Annotated in this window: 14 protein-coding genes; 11 read left to right on the plus strand and 3 right to left on the minus strand. The window is 51.6% G+C overall.

Translation table 11 applies throughout. From position 1 onward, the window contains the following. From tatB to BT125_RS12660, 5 genes are all read left to right on the plus strand, one after another. Complete coding sequence (tatB, locus tag BT125_RS12640) at positions 1-420, plus strand: Sec-independent protein translocase protein TatB (protein WP_072407376.1); 420 nt, start codon at positions 1-3, stop codon at positions 418-420. Beyond that, on the plus strand, positions 417-1,214 hold the full coding sequence (gene tatC / locus BT125_RS12645) for a twin-arginine translocase subunit TatC (protein WP_072407378.1): 798 nt from the start codon (positions 417-419) through the stop codon (positions 1,212-1,214). Before tatB ends, tatC begins: the two co-directional genes overlap by 4 nt. After that, positions 1,211-1,918, plus strand: a complete 708-nt coding sequence (locus BT125_RS12650) for a 16S rRNA (uracil(1498)-N(3))-methyltransferase (protein ID WP_072407380.1) — start codon at positions 1,211-1,213, stop codon at positions 1,916-1,918. Before tatC ends, BT125_RS12650 begins: the two co-directional genes overlap by 4 nt. Positions 1,919-2,032: 114 nt before the next feature. Then, positions 2,033-3,937 (plus strand): methyl-accepting chemotaxis protein, encoded by a 1,905-nt coding sequence (locus BT125_RS12655; protein ID WP_072407382.1) that lies wholly within the window; start codon positions 2,033-2,035, stop codon positions 3,935-3,937. Between the two features lie 206 nt (positions 3,938-4,143). Next, positions 4,144-6,060 (plus strand): methyl-accepting chemotaxis protein, encoded by a 1,917-nt coding sequence (locus BT125_RS12660; protein ID WP_072407384.1) that lies wholly within the window; start codon positions 4,144-4,146, stop codon positions 6,058-6,060. A gap of 545 nt (positions 6,061-6,605) precedes the next feature. Here BT125_RS12660 and BT125_RS12665 read toward each other — a convergent pair. Beyond that, a complete protein-coding gene (locus tag BT125_RS12665; RefSeq protein WP_072407386.1) occupies positions 6,606-7,043 on the minus strand; it encodes a VOC family protein in 438 nt (145 codons plus the stop codon). Between the two features lie 526 nt (positions 7,044-7,569). Between BT125_RS12665 and BT125_RS12670 the strand changes: the two genes are divergently transcribed. The 5 genes from BT125_RS12670 to BT125_RS12690 all read left to right on the plus strand — a co-directional run bounded on the left by BT125_RS12670 (position 7,570) and on the right by BT125_RS12690 (position 13,097). After that, positions 7,570-8,982, plus strand: a complete 1,413-nt coding sequence (locus BT125_RS12670; RefSeq protein WP_139271727.1) for a phenylacetate--CoA ligase family protein — start codon at positions 7,570-7,572, stop codon at positions 8,980-8,982. A gap of 2 nt (positions 8,983-8,984) precedes the next feature. Continuing rightward, on the plus strand, positions 8,985-10,448 hold the full coding sequence (locus BT125_RS12675) for an ATP-binding cassette domain-containing protein (RefSeq protein WP_072407390.1): 1,464 nt from the start codon (positions 8,985-8,987) through the stop codon (positions 10,446-10,448). A 76-nt stretch (positions 10,449-10,524) separates the two neighbouring features. Next, entirely contained in the window at positions 10,525-11,535 is a 1,011-nt protein-coding gene (locus BT125_RS12680; protein ID WP_083564494.1) for an ABC transporter ATP-binding protein, read from the plus strand. Between the two features lie 2 nt (positions 11,536-11,537). Continuing rightward, the gene (locus tag BT125_RS12685; RefSeq protein WP_072407394.1) at positions 11,538-12,326 is read left to right on the plus strand and encodes a hypothetical protein; all 789 of its coding nucleotides are present in this window, start codon (positions 11,538-11,540) and stop codon (positions 12,324-12,326) included. Then, positions 12,327-13,097 (plus strand): ABC-2 family transporter protein, encoded by a 771-nt coding sequence (locus BT125_RS12690; protein WP_072407396.1) that lies wholly within the window; start codon positions 12,327-12,329, stop codon positions 13,095-13,097. A 213-nt stretch (positions 13,098-13,310) separates the two neighbouring features. On the opposite strand, the gene BT125_RS12695 is transcribed toward BT125_RS12690, so the two are convergent. Beyond that, complete coding sequence (locus BT125_RS12695) at positions 13,311-14,246, minus strand: NAD(P)-dependent oxidoreductase (protein ID WP_072407399.1); 936 nt, start codon at positions 14,244-14,246, stop codon at positions 13,311-13,313. After that, positions 14,243-15,433 carry an aminotransferase class I/II-fold pyridoxal phosphate-dependent enzyme gene (locus tag BT125_RS12700; protein WP_072407401.1) on the minus strand — a complete coding sequence of 397 codons (1,191 nt, stop codon included), beginning with the start codon at positions 15,431-15,433 and terminating at the stop codon, positions 14,243-14,245. The genes BT125_RS12695 and BT125_RS12700 overlap by 4 nt, the downstream gene beginning before the upstream one ends. Positions 15,434-15,942: 509 nt before the next feature. Between BT125_RS12700 and BT125_RS12705 the strand changes: the two genes are divergently transcribed. After that, positions 15,943-16,947, plus strand: a complete 1,005-nt coding sequence (locus BT125_RS12705; protein WP_072407403.1) for an RHS repeat-associated core domain-containing protein — start codon at positions 15,943-15,945, stop codon at positions 16,945-16,947. The last annotated feature ends 57 nt before the right edge of the window (positions 16,948-17,004 follow it).

Below are 17,004 nucleotides of genomic sequence, written 5' to 3' on the forward strand. Positions count from 1 at the left end.
ATGTTTGGGATCAGCTTCACTGAACTGCTGCTCGTCGGCCTCGTCGCCCTGCTGGTACTGGGCCCCGAGCGCCTGCCGGGTGCTGCGCGCACCGCCGGTCTCTGGATCGGGCGCCTGAAGCGCAGCTTCAATGCGATCAAACAGGAAGTTGAACGTGAAATCGGTGCCGACGACATCCGTCGGCAACTGCACAACGAACACATTCTGTCCCTGGAGCAGGAGGCGCGAAAAATCTTCACGCCCACCCAGCAGGAACCGACGCCAGTTCAGCCTGTGGCCGAACCGACGGTGCTTTCCCAAGCGCCAGAAGGTGGCGCGTCGGTGGCTGAACCAGCGCCAGTGTCACCGACGGTCGCGGATACAGCGCCGCCAGCTGTCACTGCGCCTAACGATCCTACTTTGCCGCCGCGAGCCCCATGAGCGATATTCCTGAAAACGACCAGCCGATGCCGCTGGTATCGCACCTCACCGAGTTGCGCACCCGCCTGCTGCGTTGCGTCGCGGCGGTGTTCATCATCTTCGCCGGGCTGTTTTCCTTCACCCAGCAGATCTACACCTTCGTCTCCACGCCACTGCGCCAGTACCTGCCGGTAGGCGCGACAATGATCGCCACCGACGTGTCGTCGCCGTTCCTGACCCCATTGAAACTGACCATGATGGTCTCGCTGTTCCTGGCGATCCCGGTGATCCTGCACCAGATCTGGGGCTTCATCGCACCGGGCCTGTACAAGCATGAAAAGCGCATCGCCGTGCCGCTGTTGGTGTCCAGCATCCTGCTGTTCTACACCGGCATGGCCTTCGCCTATTACCTGGTGTTCCCGCTGATCTTCAAGTTCTTCGCCGCCGCTACCCCGGCGGGCGTGGAGATGATGACCGATATCAGCAGCTACCTGGATTTCGTCATGACGCTGTTCTTCGCCTTCGGCGTGGCGTTCGAAATCCCCGTGGCCGTGGTGCTGCTGGTGTGGATCGGCGTGGTCGACGTGGCCTACCTGAAGAGGATCCGCCCCTACGTGATCATCGGTTGCTTCGTGGTCGGCATGATCCTGACTCCGCCGGACATTTTCTCCCAGACCCTGCTGGCGGTGCCGATGTGGCTGCTGTTCGAGATTGGCATCCTGTTCGGCGGCTTGGTGCGCAAGCGCCGGGAAGAAGTACCCGAGGACCAGCCGGTCGACGACCACAACGACCAGCCGCCAGCGACCCAGGCGTGAACCTGCTGCTGCTCGAAGACGCCGATTTCATCGGGCCTGACCGCGTCATCCTGAGCGATCGGCGGTTGACCCACATGCAGGAAGTCCATCGCAGTGCCGTCGGTGACAGCCTGCGGGTCGGGCGCATCGGCGGGTTGATGGGCTCGGCCCAGGTACTGCGCCTGGAGGCTCGCGAGGCCGAACTGCAGGTGACCCTCGACCAGCCGCCACCGGCCAAACTGCCGCTCACGCTGGTACTGGCCCTGCCCCGCCCGAAAATGCTCCGCCGAGTGTTCCAGACGGTCGCCACCATGGGCGTGCCGCGGGTAGTGCTGGTCAACAGTTATCGTGTGGAGAAAAGCTTCTGGCAGACGCCATTCTTGGAGCCCGAGGCGATTCGCGAGCAATTGATCCTGGGCCTGGAGCAAGCCCGGGACAGCGTGCTGCCGGAAATCATCATCGAAAAACGCTTCAAACCCTTCGTCGAGGACCGTCTGCCGGCCATCACGAACGGCACCCTCGGCCTGGTCGGCCACCCTGGCAACCATCCGCCCTGCCCGCGAGCGCTAACGGAACCAGTGACCTTGGCCATCGGCCCCGAAGGCGGTTGGATTCCCTACGAGATCGACCTGCTGGGCAAGGCCGGCCTGCAACCGGTACAGCTGGGCGAACGGATCCTGCGGGTCGAGACTGCCGTTACGGCCCTGCTCGCACGCCTGTTCTGAGCCCTTTGGTTTACCACGGTATTCCAAACGCATCTAACTCATTTCTCCTGTTATTCCTTTATGGGCCGATAGTGCTTTACACAAAGCAGTTCCGCCCTTCAAGGGAGTATCAGCATGTTCCAATGGTTAGGTAACGTAGGCGTTAATCGCAAACTTGGCTTCGGTTTCGGCCTGGTGCTGTTCTTGACCTTGATGATCGCTTTCACCGGATGGATCGGCCTGGGCCGCGTGATTGCCCACGGAGACATGCTCGGGCTCATTGCCAGCTTGAACGACCAGACCAAGGACCTGCGTACCGCGCGCATGGACTATTTTTCGACCCGCGGTGAAAAGGGCCCAGGGGAAATCAACGATCTGCTCGGAAAATTGGAGCCTGGGCTACAAACCGCCCGTCAGTCGATCGAGCAGCCAGCCGACATGGTGCTCCTCGACAAACAACTGGGGGCTATCGCCGACTACAAGGTTGCGTTCGCCGATTTGACCCGCGCCATGGCCAGTCGCGAGGATGCACGCAGCAAACTAGGCACCAATGCCGATAACGCCGTAGCCCGTGTCGCCAGCGTTGAAAACGCCATGCGGCAAAGCGCCGACGTTGCTCAATTCGACAGTGTGGTCAGCCTGAGCAAGGCCATCCAGCAAGCCCGCTATCAGGTTCGCGGCTACACCTACAGCGGCCAGGCCGACGCCGAACAGCCTGCCCTGGATGCCATCGATAGCGCGTTGAAAACCCTCGCCAGCTTGCCGGCCCAACTACCAGACGAACACGCCGCCAACCTGCGGCAGGCCAACGAATCGTTCAAGACTTATCGTGCAGTAGTCGGCCAGTTCCATGATGCCCAGACCGCAAGCGCTGCCGCGATCAAGCGCATGTCCGACTTAGGGGTGGTGCTACGCGAGGCCAGCGGAAATCTCACCCAATCCCAGACCATCGTGCGCGACCATGAAGCCAGCGAAGCCAAGATTTTGCTGGCATCGGCCGCCGCGCTGGCCTTCCTATTCGGCGTGATCGCGGCCCTGGCGATCACCCGGCAGATCGTCACCCCGCTGGAGCAGACCCTCAAGGTCGCCGAACGCGTGGCGGCAGGCGACCTGACCCACAACCTCAGCTCCGAGCGACGCGACGAACTGGGCCAGCTGCAACGGACCATGCAGAGCATGACCGTGGGCCTGCGGCAATTGATCGGCGGCATCAGCGACAGCGTCACGCAAATCGCCAGCGCCGCCGAACAACTCTCCGCCGTCACCGAGCAGACCAGCGCCGGGGTCAACAGCCAGAAAGTGGAAACCGATCAGGTCGCTACCGCCATGCACGAAATGACCGCCACGGTGCAGGAAGTGGCGCGCAATGCCGAGCAAGCGAGCGAAGCAACGGCCGCCGCGGACCAACAGGCTCGCGAAGGCGAGAAGGTGGTCGGCGAAGCCATCGCCCAGATCGAGCGTCTTTCCAGCGCGGTGGGCAACTCCACCGAAGCCATGGGCCACCTCAAACGCGAGAGCGACAAGATCGGCAGCGTCCTGGACGTGATCAAGTCCGTAGCCCAGCAAACCAACCTGCTGGCCCTCAACGCGGCCATCGAGGCGGCCCGGGCCGGTGAAGCCGGGCGTGGGTTTGCGGTGGTGGCCGACGAGGTGCGCAGCCTGGCCCAGCGCACCCAGAAGTCCACTGAAGAGATCGAGCAACTGGTCCTTGGCCTGCAGACCGGTACCGAACAGGTCGCGACTAGCCTGGACAATAGCCGCAGCCTGACCGACAGCAGCGTCGAGCTGACCCGCCGTGCTGGTGGCTCCCTGGAAAACATCACCCGTACCGTCTCGGCGATCCAGTCGATGAACCAACAGATCGCCGCCGCGGCCGAGCAACAGAGCGCCGTGGCTGAAGAGATCAACCGCAGCGTACTGAATGTTCGCGATGTGTCCGAGCAAACAGCCGCTTCCAGTGAAGAAACTGCCGCCTCCAGTGCCGAGCTGGCGCGACTGGGGGTTCATCTACAGACGCTGGTGGGACGCTTCAAGGTCTAAAAATATAACCCCCGTGGCGAGGGAGCTTGCTCCCGCTTGGGCGCGAAGCAGCCACCAGCGCCGTCAGACTTCGCCACGGCTTCGCAGCCGAGCGGGAGCAAGCTCCCTCGCCACGGAAACGCTTTACGTCTATTTTTCTACAGATCCCGCCCGAACCGCCGATACAGGCCAGATAAAACCAATCAGCGCTACAAGGGAGTATCAGCATGTTCCGGTGGCTTGCCCAGGGTCTGGGAAACGTAGGCGTTAATCGCAAACTCGGCGCAGGCTTCGGCCTGGTGCTGTTCCTCACCTTGATGATTGCATTCACCGGTTGGTCCGGCCTGGGCAATGTCATCAGCCGGGGCGACAAGCTGGGGTTCATTGCCAGTCTCAACGACTTGAGCAAAGACTTGAACCTGGCCAGCATCGACTACAACACCACGCGGGGCGAGAAAGGACCGCAACCGGTCAACGACCTGCTGGGCAAGCTCGAAGAGGGCCTGAAGACTGCTCGCCTATTGATCGAACAACCGGCCGACGTGGCGCTGATCGATGCGCAACTGGCCGCCGTCGCCGAATACAAGGGCGCCTTCGCCCAGATGACCCGCGCCACCGTCAGCCGCGAAGACGCACGCAGCAAACTCGGCGCCAGCGCCGACAACGCCGTGGCCCGCGTCGCCGAAGTTGAACAGTCGACGCTGCAAGCCGGCGACGTCACCCCGTTCAACAGCGTGGTCACCCTGAGCAAGGCCATCCAGCAAGCTCGCTACCAGGTTCGCGGCTACACCTACAGCGGCAAGAGCGACGCCCAGCAACCCGCCCTCGATGCCATCGATGTCGTGCTCAAACTGCTTGCGCGCCTGCCAGACCAATTGCCCCAGGAACACGCCGCCAACCTGCAGCAGGCCAGCGACTCGTTCAACCTCTATCGCGCGGCTGTCGCCCAGTTTCGCGACTCGCAAATCGACAACGCCGCTGCCCTCCAACGCATGAGCGAGCAGGGTCAGATCCTGATGGATGCCAGCCAGAAATTGACCGTGTCCCAAACAGCCGTGCGTGACCGCGACGCCGCCCAAGCAAAGATGATCCTGATCCTAGCGGCCGCCCTGGCGCTGCTGTTTGGCGTGATCGCTGCGCTATTCATCACCCGGCAGATCGTGGGCCCGCTCGGCCAGACCTTGAAGGTTGCCGAACGCGTCGCCGCCGGCGACCTGACCCACAACCTCACCTCCGACCGTCGCGACGAACTGGGCCAACTGCAACGCGCCATGCAAAGCATGACCGTGGGCCTGCGACAATTGATCGGTGGCATCAGCGAAGGTGTGACCCAGATCTCCAGCGCCGCCGAACAACTCTCGGCCGTGACCGAGCAGACCAGCGCCGGGGTCAACAGCCAGAAAGTGGAAACCGATCAGGTCGCCACCGCCATGCACGAAATGACCGCCACGGTGCAGGAAGTCGCGCGCAACGCCGAGGAAGCCTCCGAAGCCGCCGTCGCAGCCGACCAACAGGCTCGTGAGGGCGACAAGGTCGTCGGCGAAGCCATCGCTCAGATCGAACGGCTGGCCAAGGAAGTGGGCAACTCCACCGCAGCCATGGGCGATTTGAAACGTGAAAGCGACAAGATCGGCAGCGTCCTGGATGTGATCAAGTCCGTGGCCCAGCAAACCAACCTGCTGGCCCTCAACGCGGCCATCGAAGCGGCCCGCGCCGGTGAAGCCGGGCGTGGTTTCGCGGTGGTGGCCGACGAAGTCCGCAGCCTGGCCCAGCGCACCCAGAAGTCCACCGAAGAAATTGCAGAACTGATTGTTGGCCTGCAAAGCGGCACCGAACAGGTCGCGACCATCATGGACAACAGCCGCAGTCTGACCGACAGCAGCGTCGAACTGACCCGCCGCGCGGGAGGCTCGTTGGAAAACATTACTCGCACGGTTTCGGCAATCCAATCGATGAACCAGCAGATCGCGGCCGCGGCCGAACAGCAGAGCGCCGTGGCCGAAGAAATCAACCGCAGTGTGCTGAACGTACGCGACGTGTCAGAACAAACTGCATCGTCCAGCGAAGAAACCGCCGCCTCCAGCGCCGAACTGGCCCGGCTGGGCGTGCACTTGCAGACGTTGGTGGGACGATTCAGGGTCTAGGGGGTACAAGGACCGGTAGCCGTCAGCGAACGCCTGGGCAAGCTCCAAGAGAGCGTACAAGCGGCCTGATCCTGGACTCGTGAAACGAAATCGGCCAGGTCGCGGCGATCCAGGCAATAAACCGGCGGACCGCCGCCGCGGCTGAGCAGCAGAGCCCTGTGATTGGGGAATCAATCGCAGTCTGCTGAACGTCCGCGATGTGTCCGAACAGACCTCCGCCGCCAGTGAAGAGACCGCCGCCTCCGGCGCCGAACTGGCTCGGCTTGGGGCGCATTTGCAGACGTTGATGGGGCGCCTCAAGGTTTAGCGGAACCTTTCGCGAGTGTTGCATACTTTGGTGGGTCTATATCCGCCGCTGCGGTAACGGCCACTTCGAAAAACTCGAATACCGGCCCGACGAAATTCACCAAAACGCGTTTACCTCTCGTCCCCGCCTAGACGGAGCAGTGCCCTCACTGCAGCATCGCTCCGGGCTGCCGAATAGAACCATTCATGGCCCATTCGGATGTCTCAGCCCTATTCGCAAACGGTGTGCAACCCAGAACTCAAAGTTCGTCTCGTGGCAAAGGTCTGCAGCCTAAATCCTGAGCAAAGCGAAGCAAATAGCCGTCTGGATCCTGCACAAGGAAATTGCTCTCTCCTTGAAGTTGTTTATTTTCCCTATACAAAAATTCCTCTATGGGCTTTCGCAACGCGTGCCCGGATAGCACGAGCGTTCTCGCCAAAGCGTTGACATCAGGGCATTCGATTGAAAGGTTAATCCCGCGTCCATAGGGTTTTTCGAGCGGCTCAACTCGCCAGGGTGATACATCGGGACGGCCCTGCTCCAACATCAATTGACTTCCATGATATGAAATGAAAGCAAAGCCGTCTTCCGGCCTTTCGTACTCAATATTAAAACCGATCACTTTGCAGTAAAACTTTAGACTATATTTAATATCAGAGACTATCATCTCTGGCAAAAGCGCATTGAAGTCAACCATAAAACCCCTTCATCCTTGAATTAATTAACTCAGTTAAAAATCATTATTGGCCACACCCAGGAAAACCCCTTTTTACCGAATTCACTCCTTGAAGACTCAGTTTTTTCCCAGGTAGAAAATGTAGACGACTATCCAACAAAAGAAAATCCTTCGCTTTGTGTCTAATTAAGACCGACAAATCTGTCTGGAAGCCAGACAAAACTTGACACTCATGTAACAAATCAAAAAAGTTACAAACCACGTCGAAAATAAATTTTATACTTTTCGATTTGCGAATATTTATAGTTTTCCTTAGATTCGCCTCCGCCCAAAACGGAGTGAGAACATGGCCGAAATTATTATTGGCTCCGACCAACCCACCGGATTGGTTTGAATGAGTGTAAAGCTATATCACCTTTATTCATTGGCATGTTCACTGATTGCCGATGCACCTCCGCGCCCGGTTCTAAAATAACTTCGACATCAGCAGCCTTATTCATACAGCCCCAAAATCCAAACTACGACTCAGCACAGGCAGACTAGGAAAATGGACAACTTCGTCGCGACAGAAGAAACTTATGATTGGAAGCGAGAACACGGCACTTCACCAACGATAAAAAAAATGGCATGCCAAGTGCGCATGCGAGGTACCGACAATCAAATACTTCAAGGTAGAGCCTTGGGGCTCTGGTCCAAGAACGCAGAACAAATGAACACTTTTTTGCGTCAATCAGTGGAGGACATAAGAAAATTCCAGTTACTGAAAATAAAAAAACTGGTTGATAATGCCTTCGCAAACGTCCCCTTCTATCGTGAACTTTATACCGCCTGCGGCTACGAACCTGGAAGTATCTCCAGCTTCTCAGACTTCGAACGACTTCCCATCGTAAACAAGGCCCTCCTCAATAGCTTTGAACCAAGCAAGATAGTCAACGACGCCGAACACCTCGAGCATGCCAACACCTCCCGCACATCAGGGTCCAGTGGAAATCCGTTCACCGTATATAGCGACGATAACGACATCATCCTCGACCACTTACAAGTGCTCCGTTTCTACAATTCGTGCTTGAAAACTCCGTTACAAGAGAGCGATTGGATATATCTGCTCCACCACGAAGGCTTGGCGTTCTCTTCCCTTCATGGCAAATATAGAACGTTCCAACTACCAGACCTGCTACCTGACACACCGTTAGGCGAACACCTGTCCTATCTGCGTCCCAGGGTACTTGTAACACTGCCAAGCTACCTTCCTTTGATACTTCAACACAAAGAACATGTGAGAAGCAGTGGGGTGGAGGCTATCTTGACTAACTCCGAGTCCAGTACCCAGCAAGAGCGTGACTATTACTCTAAAGCGCTAGGTCTCCCAGTGTATGACGAGTACAGCTCCGAAGAAATAGGAATGATCGCGACCCAATGCACTCACGGCAATTATCACGTCATTGAGGACGGTGTGTATTTGGAAATTGTGAATGCCGACAGCCGGGGCTTCGGTAATGTCGTCTGTACAGATCTCAATAATGAGCTTATGCCATTGATCCGATTCGATCATGGCGATGTAGCCAAAAGAAATACCTCTAATAGCCTTTGCGAATGCGGCAGTGCATGCACCTCCTTGGAAGAAATAAATGGCAGGCGTGATGATACCTTTCGCACTCGGGGACTGGAGGTCGTTCCAAGCGCTTCTCTGTTGGCCGCTATAGATGACATATTGATTACACCTGACAAGACCTTGAAGCATTTCCGTCTGATACAAAAAAACTCAGAGACCGTGGAGTTAATTACCCAATATTCAGGCGCCCCGCATAAAAGCATGCCGGAAATATTACAGGAGCTGAGAGATCGAATTTCCTTTTTATTTGGCTATTCAATTACGCTGCTGCACCGAGAGGTACATGAGTGGCCCATGCAGAAATCCTACAAACGCAGAAGTATTGTTCGGGAATGGGAACTCAATTAAACATGTCATTGATCAAGGTGATAAACGCATCCTTATCCCTTCACGGAAAAACATTTTTCTCGGACCTGAACCTGACCATTAACAGAGGCGACCAACTGGGAATCGTTGGTGATAACGGAGCTGGAAAAAGCTCACTGCTTCGCAGTATCGCAAAACAACAAGAAGAATATGAAGGCGACATAATACATGCTCGAGGGTTACGCTGCCTCTACGTAGAACAGGGATACCCTGCTCAATGGGACGAGTCGACTGCGATTGAAATATTGGAAAATATTTTATCTGACGCAACGAAAGAGCAATGGAAAGTTAGCTATACCCTTGAGCTTTTTAACTTTCCAGAAGGTTACCGAGCACTTCCATTCGGCCAACTAAGTGGCGGTTGGAAAAAAATCGTAATGATTGCCGAGGCGGCCATCTTGCAACCAGATGTATTGCTACTGGATGAACCAACAAACCACCTGGACCGTTCCCACATAGAGAACCTTATTCGTTTGCTTAGGGAAAAACATATTGCAGATACATTTGCTGTAGTCAGCCACAACCGTGACTTCCTGGATTTAGCTACGAAGAGTACGCTTTTTCTTCATGACCAGCGTTTTTCTCACTTCAAAACCAGTTTCACTCATGCAAGAAAACTGCTTTCAGAACAGGAGCAGGCTTTGTCTGAATACAGATCAGTCAAATCCAATGAAATTCAAAGATTAAAAAAAAGTGCAAACTTCCAACGTCAACTGGGTGTAAATAATCATAGCGACAACGCTTCTCAAAAGGCAAAAAAAATAGAGCGCAGGGTCAAGAGCCTTGAAGCCAGCATGCCCATCGCGAGATCTTTGCGCAAACAAGACATCACATTGGCCACTGATGAATTAAATGTAAAAAAAATCCTCCATATAGAAAACTTCAAGTTACATTCACCCCTAGGACATTTCCTTTTTTCCATAAAAGAACTCGTCATCAATAGAGGCGATCGAATCGTTATTTTGGGCAAAAACGGTTCCGGCAAAAGCACCTTGCTAAAGGCCATTATTGACGGCACGGCCACGGAGATAAGGCGCAATCCCTCCATAAAAATAGGCATTCTTGATCAAAATTTCTCTGCATTACCAAAAGCATTCAGCGCACTGGAGTTCTTCTCAAGCAATTTTGAAATTGATCAGCAGCAAGCAATCAATAAACTCGCCTCCGCGGGATTCTCCTATTTGAGTACCCAAAAAAAAATGGGGCAACTCAGCTACGGCGAGCGCAGTCGACTCGCTCTCCTGGCATTGAGCTTGCACAACCCAAACTTTTTAATTCTGGACGAACCTACAAACCACCTGGATATAAAGTCCCAGGAGGCACTGGAAAGCGAAATCCAGCGACTGAACGCCGCTGCGATAATCGTTTCCCACGATGCAAGGTTTATTAAAAACATTGGAAATCGCTATTTTGACATAACCAACGGCGTACTCAAGGAGTGTTACTAGAGCACGAACACAGAGATTCGTAGCTCACACCTCATACCTGCTAAACACTCCAAATACTTGCACAGACCTATTATCTATGAACGATTTAATCAGTTTGAATTCAGTCTGCAAAAATTATTCTCTAGCCAGAGAAACTAAAGGTCTAATGGCATGGAGCAAGCAACTAATAAAACCACAATACGACATATTTCAGGCACTGGATTCGATAGAGCTCACGATTAAAAATGGCGCCGCCGTTGGATTCATTGGACCAAACGGAGCGGGCAAATCCAGCTTGATCAAGATACTGTGTGGAATACAAAAACCTTCGTCCGGACAAGTAAGGGTTCTCGGCTGCGACCCAAGTCTTCGTGAAAAAAAATTTCTCAAGCAAATAGGAGTGGTCTTCGGCCATAAAACATCACTCTGGTGGGATCTACCAGTCAAAACAAGTTTTGATACCTATAAAGAAATTTATGGTATTGCAGACGCTGACTACCTTCGTCGGCTTTCAGAACTATCTGATGCTTTGAATCTGGTCAAGGTCCTTCACAAACCCGTTCGCAACTTAAGCTTGGGCGAACGCGTAAAATGCGAGCTAACCCTTAATCTCTTGCATTCTCCAAAACTGATTTTTCTGGATGAGCCAACGGTCGGTCTGGACGTAACGTCCAAATATGAAATACGCAGATACCTGAACCACGAAAGAAAAACAAACAACCTTTCGGTATTTCTAACGAGCCATGACCTCGGCGATATAGAAGCCTGTTGTGACGACGCCATTATCATAGACAAAGGGCGCATTCGCTTTGACGGCTCCATGCACGAATTAAGCCGGACTTTTAGGACTAATGTAAAACTAACCGTAAGCACTCAAGACATCACTCATAGCGAGAAAGGGCTTCTGGCATTCAAAAAAGCTCTTGAAAATTTTTCAGAGGTCAGCATTCTTAATGATGGATCAAACCAGACCTCCTACATCGTACCTCGGTTATCAATCAGCGCCATCTTCAGTTTATTCAAGGAGGGAATCTACGACTTGGAAGTCTCTTCATTGGATTTTGAAAATAGCGTGGTCAATCTTTTCAAAACCTGGTCTGACGAGTAATCATGAATATTACCGCCTGTTACAAGCTCATTCAAACAGGGTTGCTCTCGGCGTATCGAGACAGATCCATGTTAATCACCGACCTACTTATCGCCACGGGCGTACCATTTTTTATACAGTTCGCCATATGGAGTTTTGTTTACCACGGAGGCACCGCAGAAACGCTTCCGCAATATACGTTAAAGGAAACATATCTTTATTATGTTTCGGTACTAGCGCTCAATCGTTTGAACAACACCTACGACCTGATTTTTAGAGTCTCCACAAATGTTCATGAGGGACAACTGGAAGGTATCTTCATTAAGCCTATAAGCTATTTTAAGTACAACCTGTTTATTTTTCTGGGTGAAAGCATTCTTTATTATGTTCCGATATTGATTATCGCAGCTTTCGTCATGATTTCAGGTTCTATAGGCCCTGGAGTCATAGGTTTCATAATATTGAGCCTGATCAATCTGTTGTTCTGTTTTCTACTCGGATTCTTAATGTCTCTGTCTACGTTTTGGCTAACTCGTCCCGACATGACACTCAGCTTCCAAGCTATTTTGGCGAACGTAATTGGTGGAACGTTGCTTCCGTTGTCTTATTGGCCGGAATTTCTTCAGCCTTTGATGCGATATAATCCATTTAGATTACTCATCAGCGGTCCAGCAGAATTCTTGCTGCGCCCAAGCAGCGAACTACTTATAGAGCTCTTAAGTCTTTATGCTGTCTGGTTTCTGACTATGTTGGCAGCCTGCAAGATCGGCTTTAAATTAGCTAGCAACCGGTACTCGGGAGTAGGAGGTTAAATGCACGCACTCATATTGATCAGAAACGCGGCAAAAGAAGCGGGCAAATACAAAACCAATCTTTTCGGCAGTACGCTTGCGTTAGTGACACTTTATACTTTACAGTTTGTTTTTTTTGATGTCATTAGCACTTTCGTTGTCACTGAAGAAATAAACACCAACTGGTTACTCATTTTCTTCATGTCATACACGTTGGGAGGTTTGCTAACCAGCTTCTTTAGCTCCGCTATTGCCGGTTTTTTTCGACAACTCACACAGGGCCGGATTGACATGTTGCTGGTGCGACCAGTTAACCTGCTGATACTGATTTTATTCCGTTGGTGCCAAGTTCACTATCTATGGAGCGCATTGCTCATGACGGCTATTTGCGGGCTTTCGAATAAAATAGATTTTTCACCGTTCTTAGCGAATCCATTAAACGCTGGCTTGTATTTGCTTGTTATGCTCATGGGAGTGGTCGCAAGCGTTACCTTTATTATGGCGCTAAACTCATTTTCATTTGTTACCCAGCGCGACCTACCTGTCGACTATATTCATTCGTCCATTTTTACGTTTGCGCTGTTGCCCGCGACATTCTATTCCAAGATCTTGCTATATTTTTTGATCGCAGCCTTACCAATGATCGTATTTGCATCTGTTGCACTAGATGCTTTGTTTAATGGACTCACGCTGTTCGTATCAGCCTTTATTATGGTGGTAACCCTCACGTTTTTTGTTACCATCAAGCAGGTTTACAATCTATTTAGGCGATTCGACAGCATCGGTGGATGACAGATAGCGATTAGGCAGCGGAGGTTTAAATCAAGCCCATGAAAGCGTTACCTCATGGGCTGGTTTAAGGAAGTCTGGATAACAAATCGGGGGCGTCAACGACGCCCCCCAAGATTTATCTTTATATAGTTCAAGTCACAGCTAGAGCCATTCTTATCAGAACACTCGCTTACGAAGCCGGGTAGCTGTGCCCATGCTCTTCAGTATCTACCTTCAGGGAAAATCGATAACTTGCTTCACCGCCTTGGCAAAGATAGCACTGATTGTTCCTTGCTCTTGCGCGGCCAAGTGAGACGTTACCAGTAGATTTTTACTAGGCAGAGAAAGCAGGCCATACGGATCTTTAAATTGACCTCTATTTTTTACCCATTCATTGTAGTAACCATCGATATAGCAAAATGCTTCCTGGTGAGTACAGAGAAAATCTTTAAGTGCCACTGGACAAATGATCCAGGGACTGGACATATTAAAGATCTTAATGGCTGGTCTCGCACCTTTTAATACATCCTCATTAATCAAATATCGCGTTTCAGGACATGCTGCAAGATGAATGCATACAACGTCCATGGTACCCACAATATCCTTCGGAAACGCATACGTCATGCTCAGATTTTTTTCAAGTTCGGGCTTTCTAGTTCGAGACCAGTAGGTCATTCTCGAACAACCACGTAGATGTAGCTGATGCGCCATCTCGGTGCCAATAGCACCCATCCCTACAAACCCGATGCTTAAGTCCGATAGAGAAGGCCTCGGTGTTTGAATCCAGCCCCCCCCCTCTTTCACGCCCTCAATACTTTCAGGAACCTTTGCCAGGCAAATGGTGAGCATGGCCAATGTAAACTCTGTCACTGCCTGGACATTCATATAAGGAGTATTGGACAGGTGTATAGTTTTTTTTGTAGCGTAGTCAACATCCACAAAACCTGCTATTCCCGTCCCCATGACGACCACGTGCCTCAGTTGAGTGGCCTTATCAATCAATCGAACCGATAAATATTCCGGTCCGCCCAAAATATAAGCGTGCACGTCTGGCAACAACTCTAAAAGCTGTTGCTCGTCAACAGGACGTCTAATATGGATGGGTTCGATGTTGTTTGGAAATACCGCTCTATCGATGTCAAAATCCCCTGTAATCAGGACCTTTTTCATTCTGAAACCTTCTCTGCAGTGTTGATTCTATTGGCCGGCTCCAGTTCGAGTAAAGCTTGCCTCAAGCGTGAAATAGAATGATCGAACTGATCATCGGGCTTCAATAAAGCAATTCTTATACGGTCGCTTCCTGAAACCTCATGGCTGCTCCAATAGAAATACCTTCCTGGCAGTACGGCCACGTCATAAGTTGCTAGGTAGTCAGTTAACTCAAGATCCGAGAGACCCGTTTGCTTTATGTTAAGCCACATGACTGTCATGACCGACTGCGGATGCTCTGCATCAATATAAACCCTTGTTCCTACGAGTTGCGAGCGGACCATTTCCGAGTTTTTGGTAATAATCGAATGCATGTAAGCGAGGCCGCCTTTCCTCAATGTCGCTTCGATAAATTCGATGATCACTCTCAGTGTAAAACTTGAACAGCAAAGATAGATCTCCTCGTATATGGTTCTGATATCCTGAGCCAAATCATCGCTGTATGAGAGCAGACTGGCTTTGGCATCCAATGTCGGCCACTGTTTACCGGTATCCTCTAGAACGATAAACGATGCATTCTTTTCAAGCAGAAGCGCATACTCGTCGAGCGGAGCTTTATGGCAAAACCGAAAGGAAGTATCGAGTATTAATACTATATTTAGTCTGCAACACAAATCAGTGATATTTTCCATCATGACCGCGTCGAAAACGAAACCTGTGGGATTATTCGGATTGACGATGAACAGAGCATTCAGATCTTTGTCTCGAATGACTTTCTCTAGTAGCTCTATGTGGTAGAACATTTTTTCCGGAAGAGCTTCAAGTTCGACTTCCCTACGTCGAAGTAGCTGAGCGAGGTTATCAAATGTCGGCTCGATCAAACCGACTTTAAACTTTTTTGAACGCGCCCATGCACCCACTATATCTATACTGTTTGACGCAGTGGGACAGACCGAAAAGTATGTGTGTCGTTTTAAACCCGCCAGCGCAAAATAATCTGCAAAAATATCTTTAAAGGCCATTTCCATTTGTGGGATAGAGGTCGCGACCGCAGCATCCCATAAATCCGGCAAGTTGAATAACACGCCTCTAAAATGCTTTTTCGCGGAAATATAACTATGACCGTCTGCAAGGTTATACTTTACCGACAGCCCAAAAACCTCATGTTCAGTGAGGCTCTGGCTTTTGTAATCAGGCAAATAATTCATCAGACTTCCACCGGGTAATTTAAAATATTAACCTAACCTTAGTTTCCTGAGTTGCCTTCCATGACGTGCCGAACCTTAATAACCAGACGCCCACATGTAAAGTTCATCTACCAATAACTAGTTATCCAAATATGTCCCACTTTCACTACTCTTAGCGGAGCAATACTTCAAGACATGTATTTTGTAACATTACTTTCTCGCACGACTGAGAATCATGGAAGTTAAAACACTATCGTCAATTGCGCTTTTTTTGGCACTTGTACAATCAGTAATAACACGTTTAAAAAACGCCTCTCGTTAGCGTCTCTAAATATATCAAGGTAACACTTTGCATATCTTTAACTTTCTGGAGTCTGCCATTACAGATTTCCAACCCATTATCTTCGAGGAAGACGCGTGAAATTTGTAAGTTACACGTCACATCCAGAAACCTAACAGTTCTGATAGTAGACAAACCCGTTCATATAGACAGAGACTGGAATGAGTCGTCTGGCTTCTGGAAAATGATCATGGATACCACTCCTGACCGGCTTCTTATTGAATATCGATACGATGCTCTCGATCGCTTGGTCGGCTACGTGCCCGGCGATCAGTCCCAAGGCAGTCGTTTTTATCAACGAAACCGGCTGACTACGGAAATCCAAGGACCCCTTCAGCTTCAGATTTTTCAAAGCATGGAAGTGCTACTGGCGGAAAGCCACAATGGAAACAGCCAGGTCACTTCATTGTTGATGACCGACCAACATGGCTCAGTGCTGACAGCCTTCGGCACGAGATCAGCTTATACGCCGTACGGTCATCGTCCAAAGGCGGGAGGGTTGACCAGTATTCTGGGCTTCAACGGCGAACGGGCTGATTCAACCACCGGTCACTACCTGCTGGGGAACGGACACCGTGCTTTCAATCCGCGGCTCATGCGCTTCAACAGTCCCGACAGCTTGAGCCCCTTTGGGAAAGGCGGCTTGAATAGCTACGCTTACTGCGCGGGCGACCCGGTCAATCGTAGGGATCCCACAGGGAAATGGAGTGTACATGGATGGTTTGCTAATGCGCTCTTGGAAGCCTTCAATGAGTTCGCGGTTCCTTACATTCCCAAGCGAGCGGTCACATGGATTCCCGGGGTAGGAAATCGCAAGTTTGGGCGAGCTGTAAAAAGAATCAGTCGCGTTGGCGCTGTCTTGTCTTCGTTAGCGTATCTCGGGTTGAACCGCGTTGAGGCCCACGTCCCCGGCCTTACTGCCCAGCAATATGATCTTGGGTTCGCTGGTTATATGTTGGTTTCTACTGTTAGCATTTCCAGTGCTATTGCTTCAACTCTGCATAAAATAGCGATAAAAGGATCAGAAGCCGCTGGCGCAGTTCTAATTGCTTACCGCGCTTCTCGTTCTCAAGTGTCTACGATCACCCCACAAACTACATCCGCCGCGCCTAATGTACCTATTCCTTCTACGGAGTTACCTAACTCCCCCGCCGCCGGACAGGTAAGCGCTGCCGAAGATATACGCACTTCATGACGTGCATCAAAATCCTTGTGAGGGCCCGCAAAACAGGAATCACATCCAACAAAAAGC

The sequence above is a fragment of the Pseudomonas sp. NFACC04-2 genome (genome assembly GCF_900119265.1).
Lineage (GTDB): Bacteria > Pseudomonadota > Gammaproteobacteria > Pseudomonadales > Pseudomonadaceae > Aquipseudomonas > Aquipseudomonas fluorescens_AA.

Excerpts from the sequence above, each read along its gene's own strand:
- BT125_RS12660 (WP_072407384.1), top strand. The coding sequence starts at position 4,144 with ATGTTCCGGTGGCTTGCCCAGGGTCTGGGAAACGTAGGCGTTAATCGC.
- BT125_RS12705 (WP_072407403.1), top strand. The coding sequence starts at position 15,943 with ATGGATACCACTCCTGACCGGCTTCTTATTGAATATCGATACGATGCT.
- BT125_RS12695 (WP_072407399.1), bottom strand. The coding sequence starts at position 14,246 with ATGAAAAAGGTCCTGATTACAGGGGATTTTGACATCGATAGAGCGGTA.
- BT125_RS12665 (WP_072407386.1), bottom strand. The coding sequence starts at position 7,043 with ATGGTTGACTTCAATGCGCTTTTGCCAGAGATGATAGTCTCTGATATT.
- tatC (WP_072407378.1), top strand. The coding sequence starts at position 417 with ATGAGCGATATTCCTGAAAACGACCAGCCGATGCCGCTGGTATCGCAC.
- BT125_RS12670 (WP_139271727.1), top strand. The coding sequence starts at position 7,570 with ATGGACAACTTCGTCGCGACAGAAGAAACTTATGATTGGAAGCGAGAA.
- BT125_RS12655 (WP_072407382.1), top strand. The coding sequence starts at position 2,033 with ATGTTCCAATGGTTAGGTAACGTAGGCGTTAATCGCAAACTTGGCTTC.
- BT125_RS12700 (WP_072407401.1), bottom strand. The coding sequence starts at position 15,433 with ATGAATTATTTGCCTGATTACAAAAGCCAGAGCCTCACTGAACATGAG.
- BT125_RS12690 (WP_072407396.1), top strand. The coding sequence starts at position 12,327 with ATGCACGCACTCATATTGATCAGAAACGCGGCAAAAGAAGCGGGCAAA.
- tatB (WP_072407376.1), top strand. The coding sequence starts at position 1 with ATGTTTGGGATCAGCTTCACTGAACTGCTGCTCGTCGGCCTCGTCGCC.
- BT125_RS12685 (WP_072407394.1), top strand. The coding sequence starts at position 11,538 with ATGAATATTACCGCCTGTTACAAGCTCATTCAAACAGGGTTGCTCTCG.
- BT125_RS12680 (WP_083564494.1), top strand. The coding sequence starts at position 10,525 with ATGAACGATTTAATCAGTTTGAATTCAGTCTGCAAAAATTATTCTCTA.
- BT125_RS12675 (WP_072407390.1), top strand. The coding sequence starts at position 8,985 with ATGTCATTGATCAAGGTGATAAACGCATCCTTATCCCTTCACGGAAAA.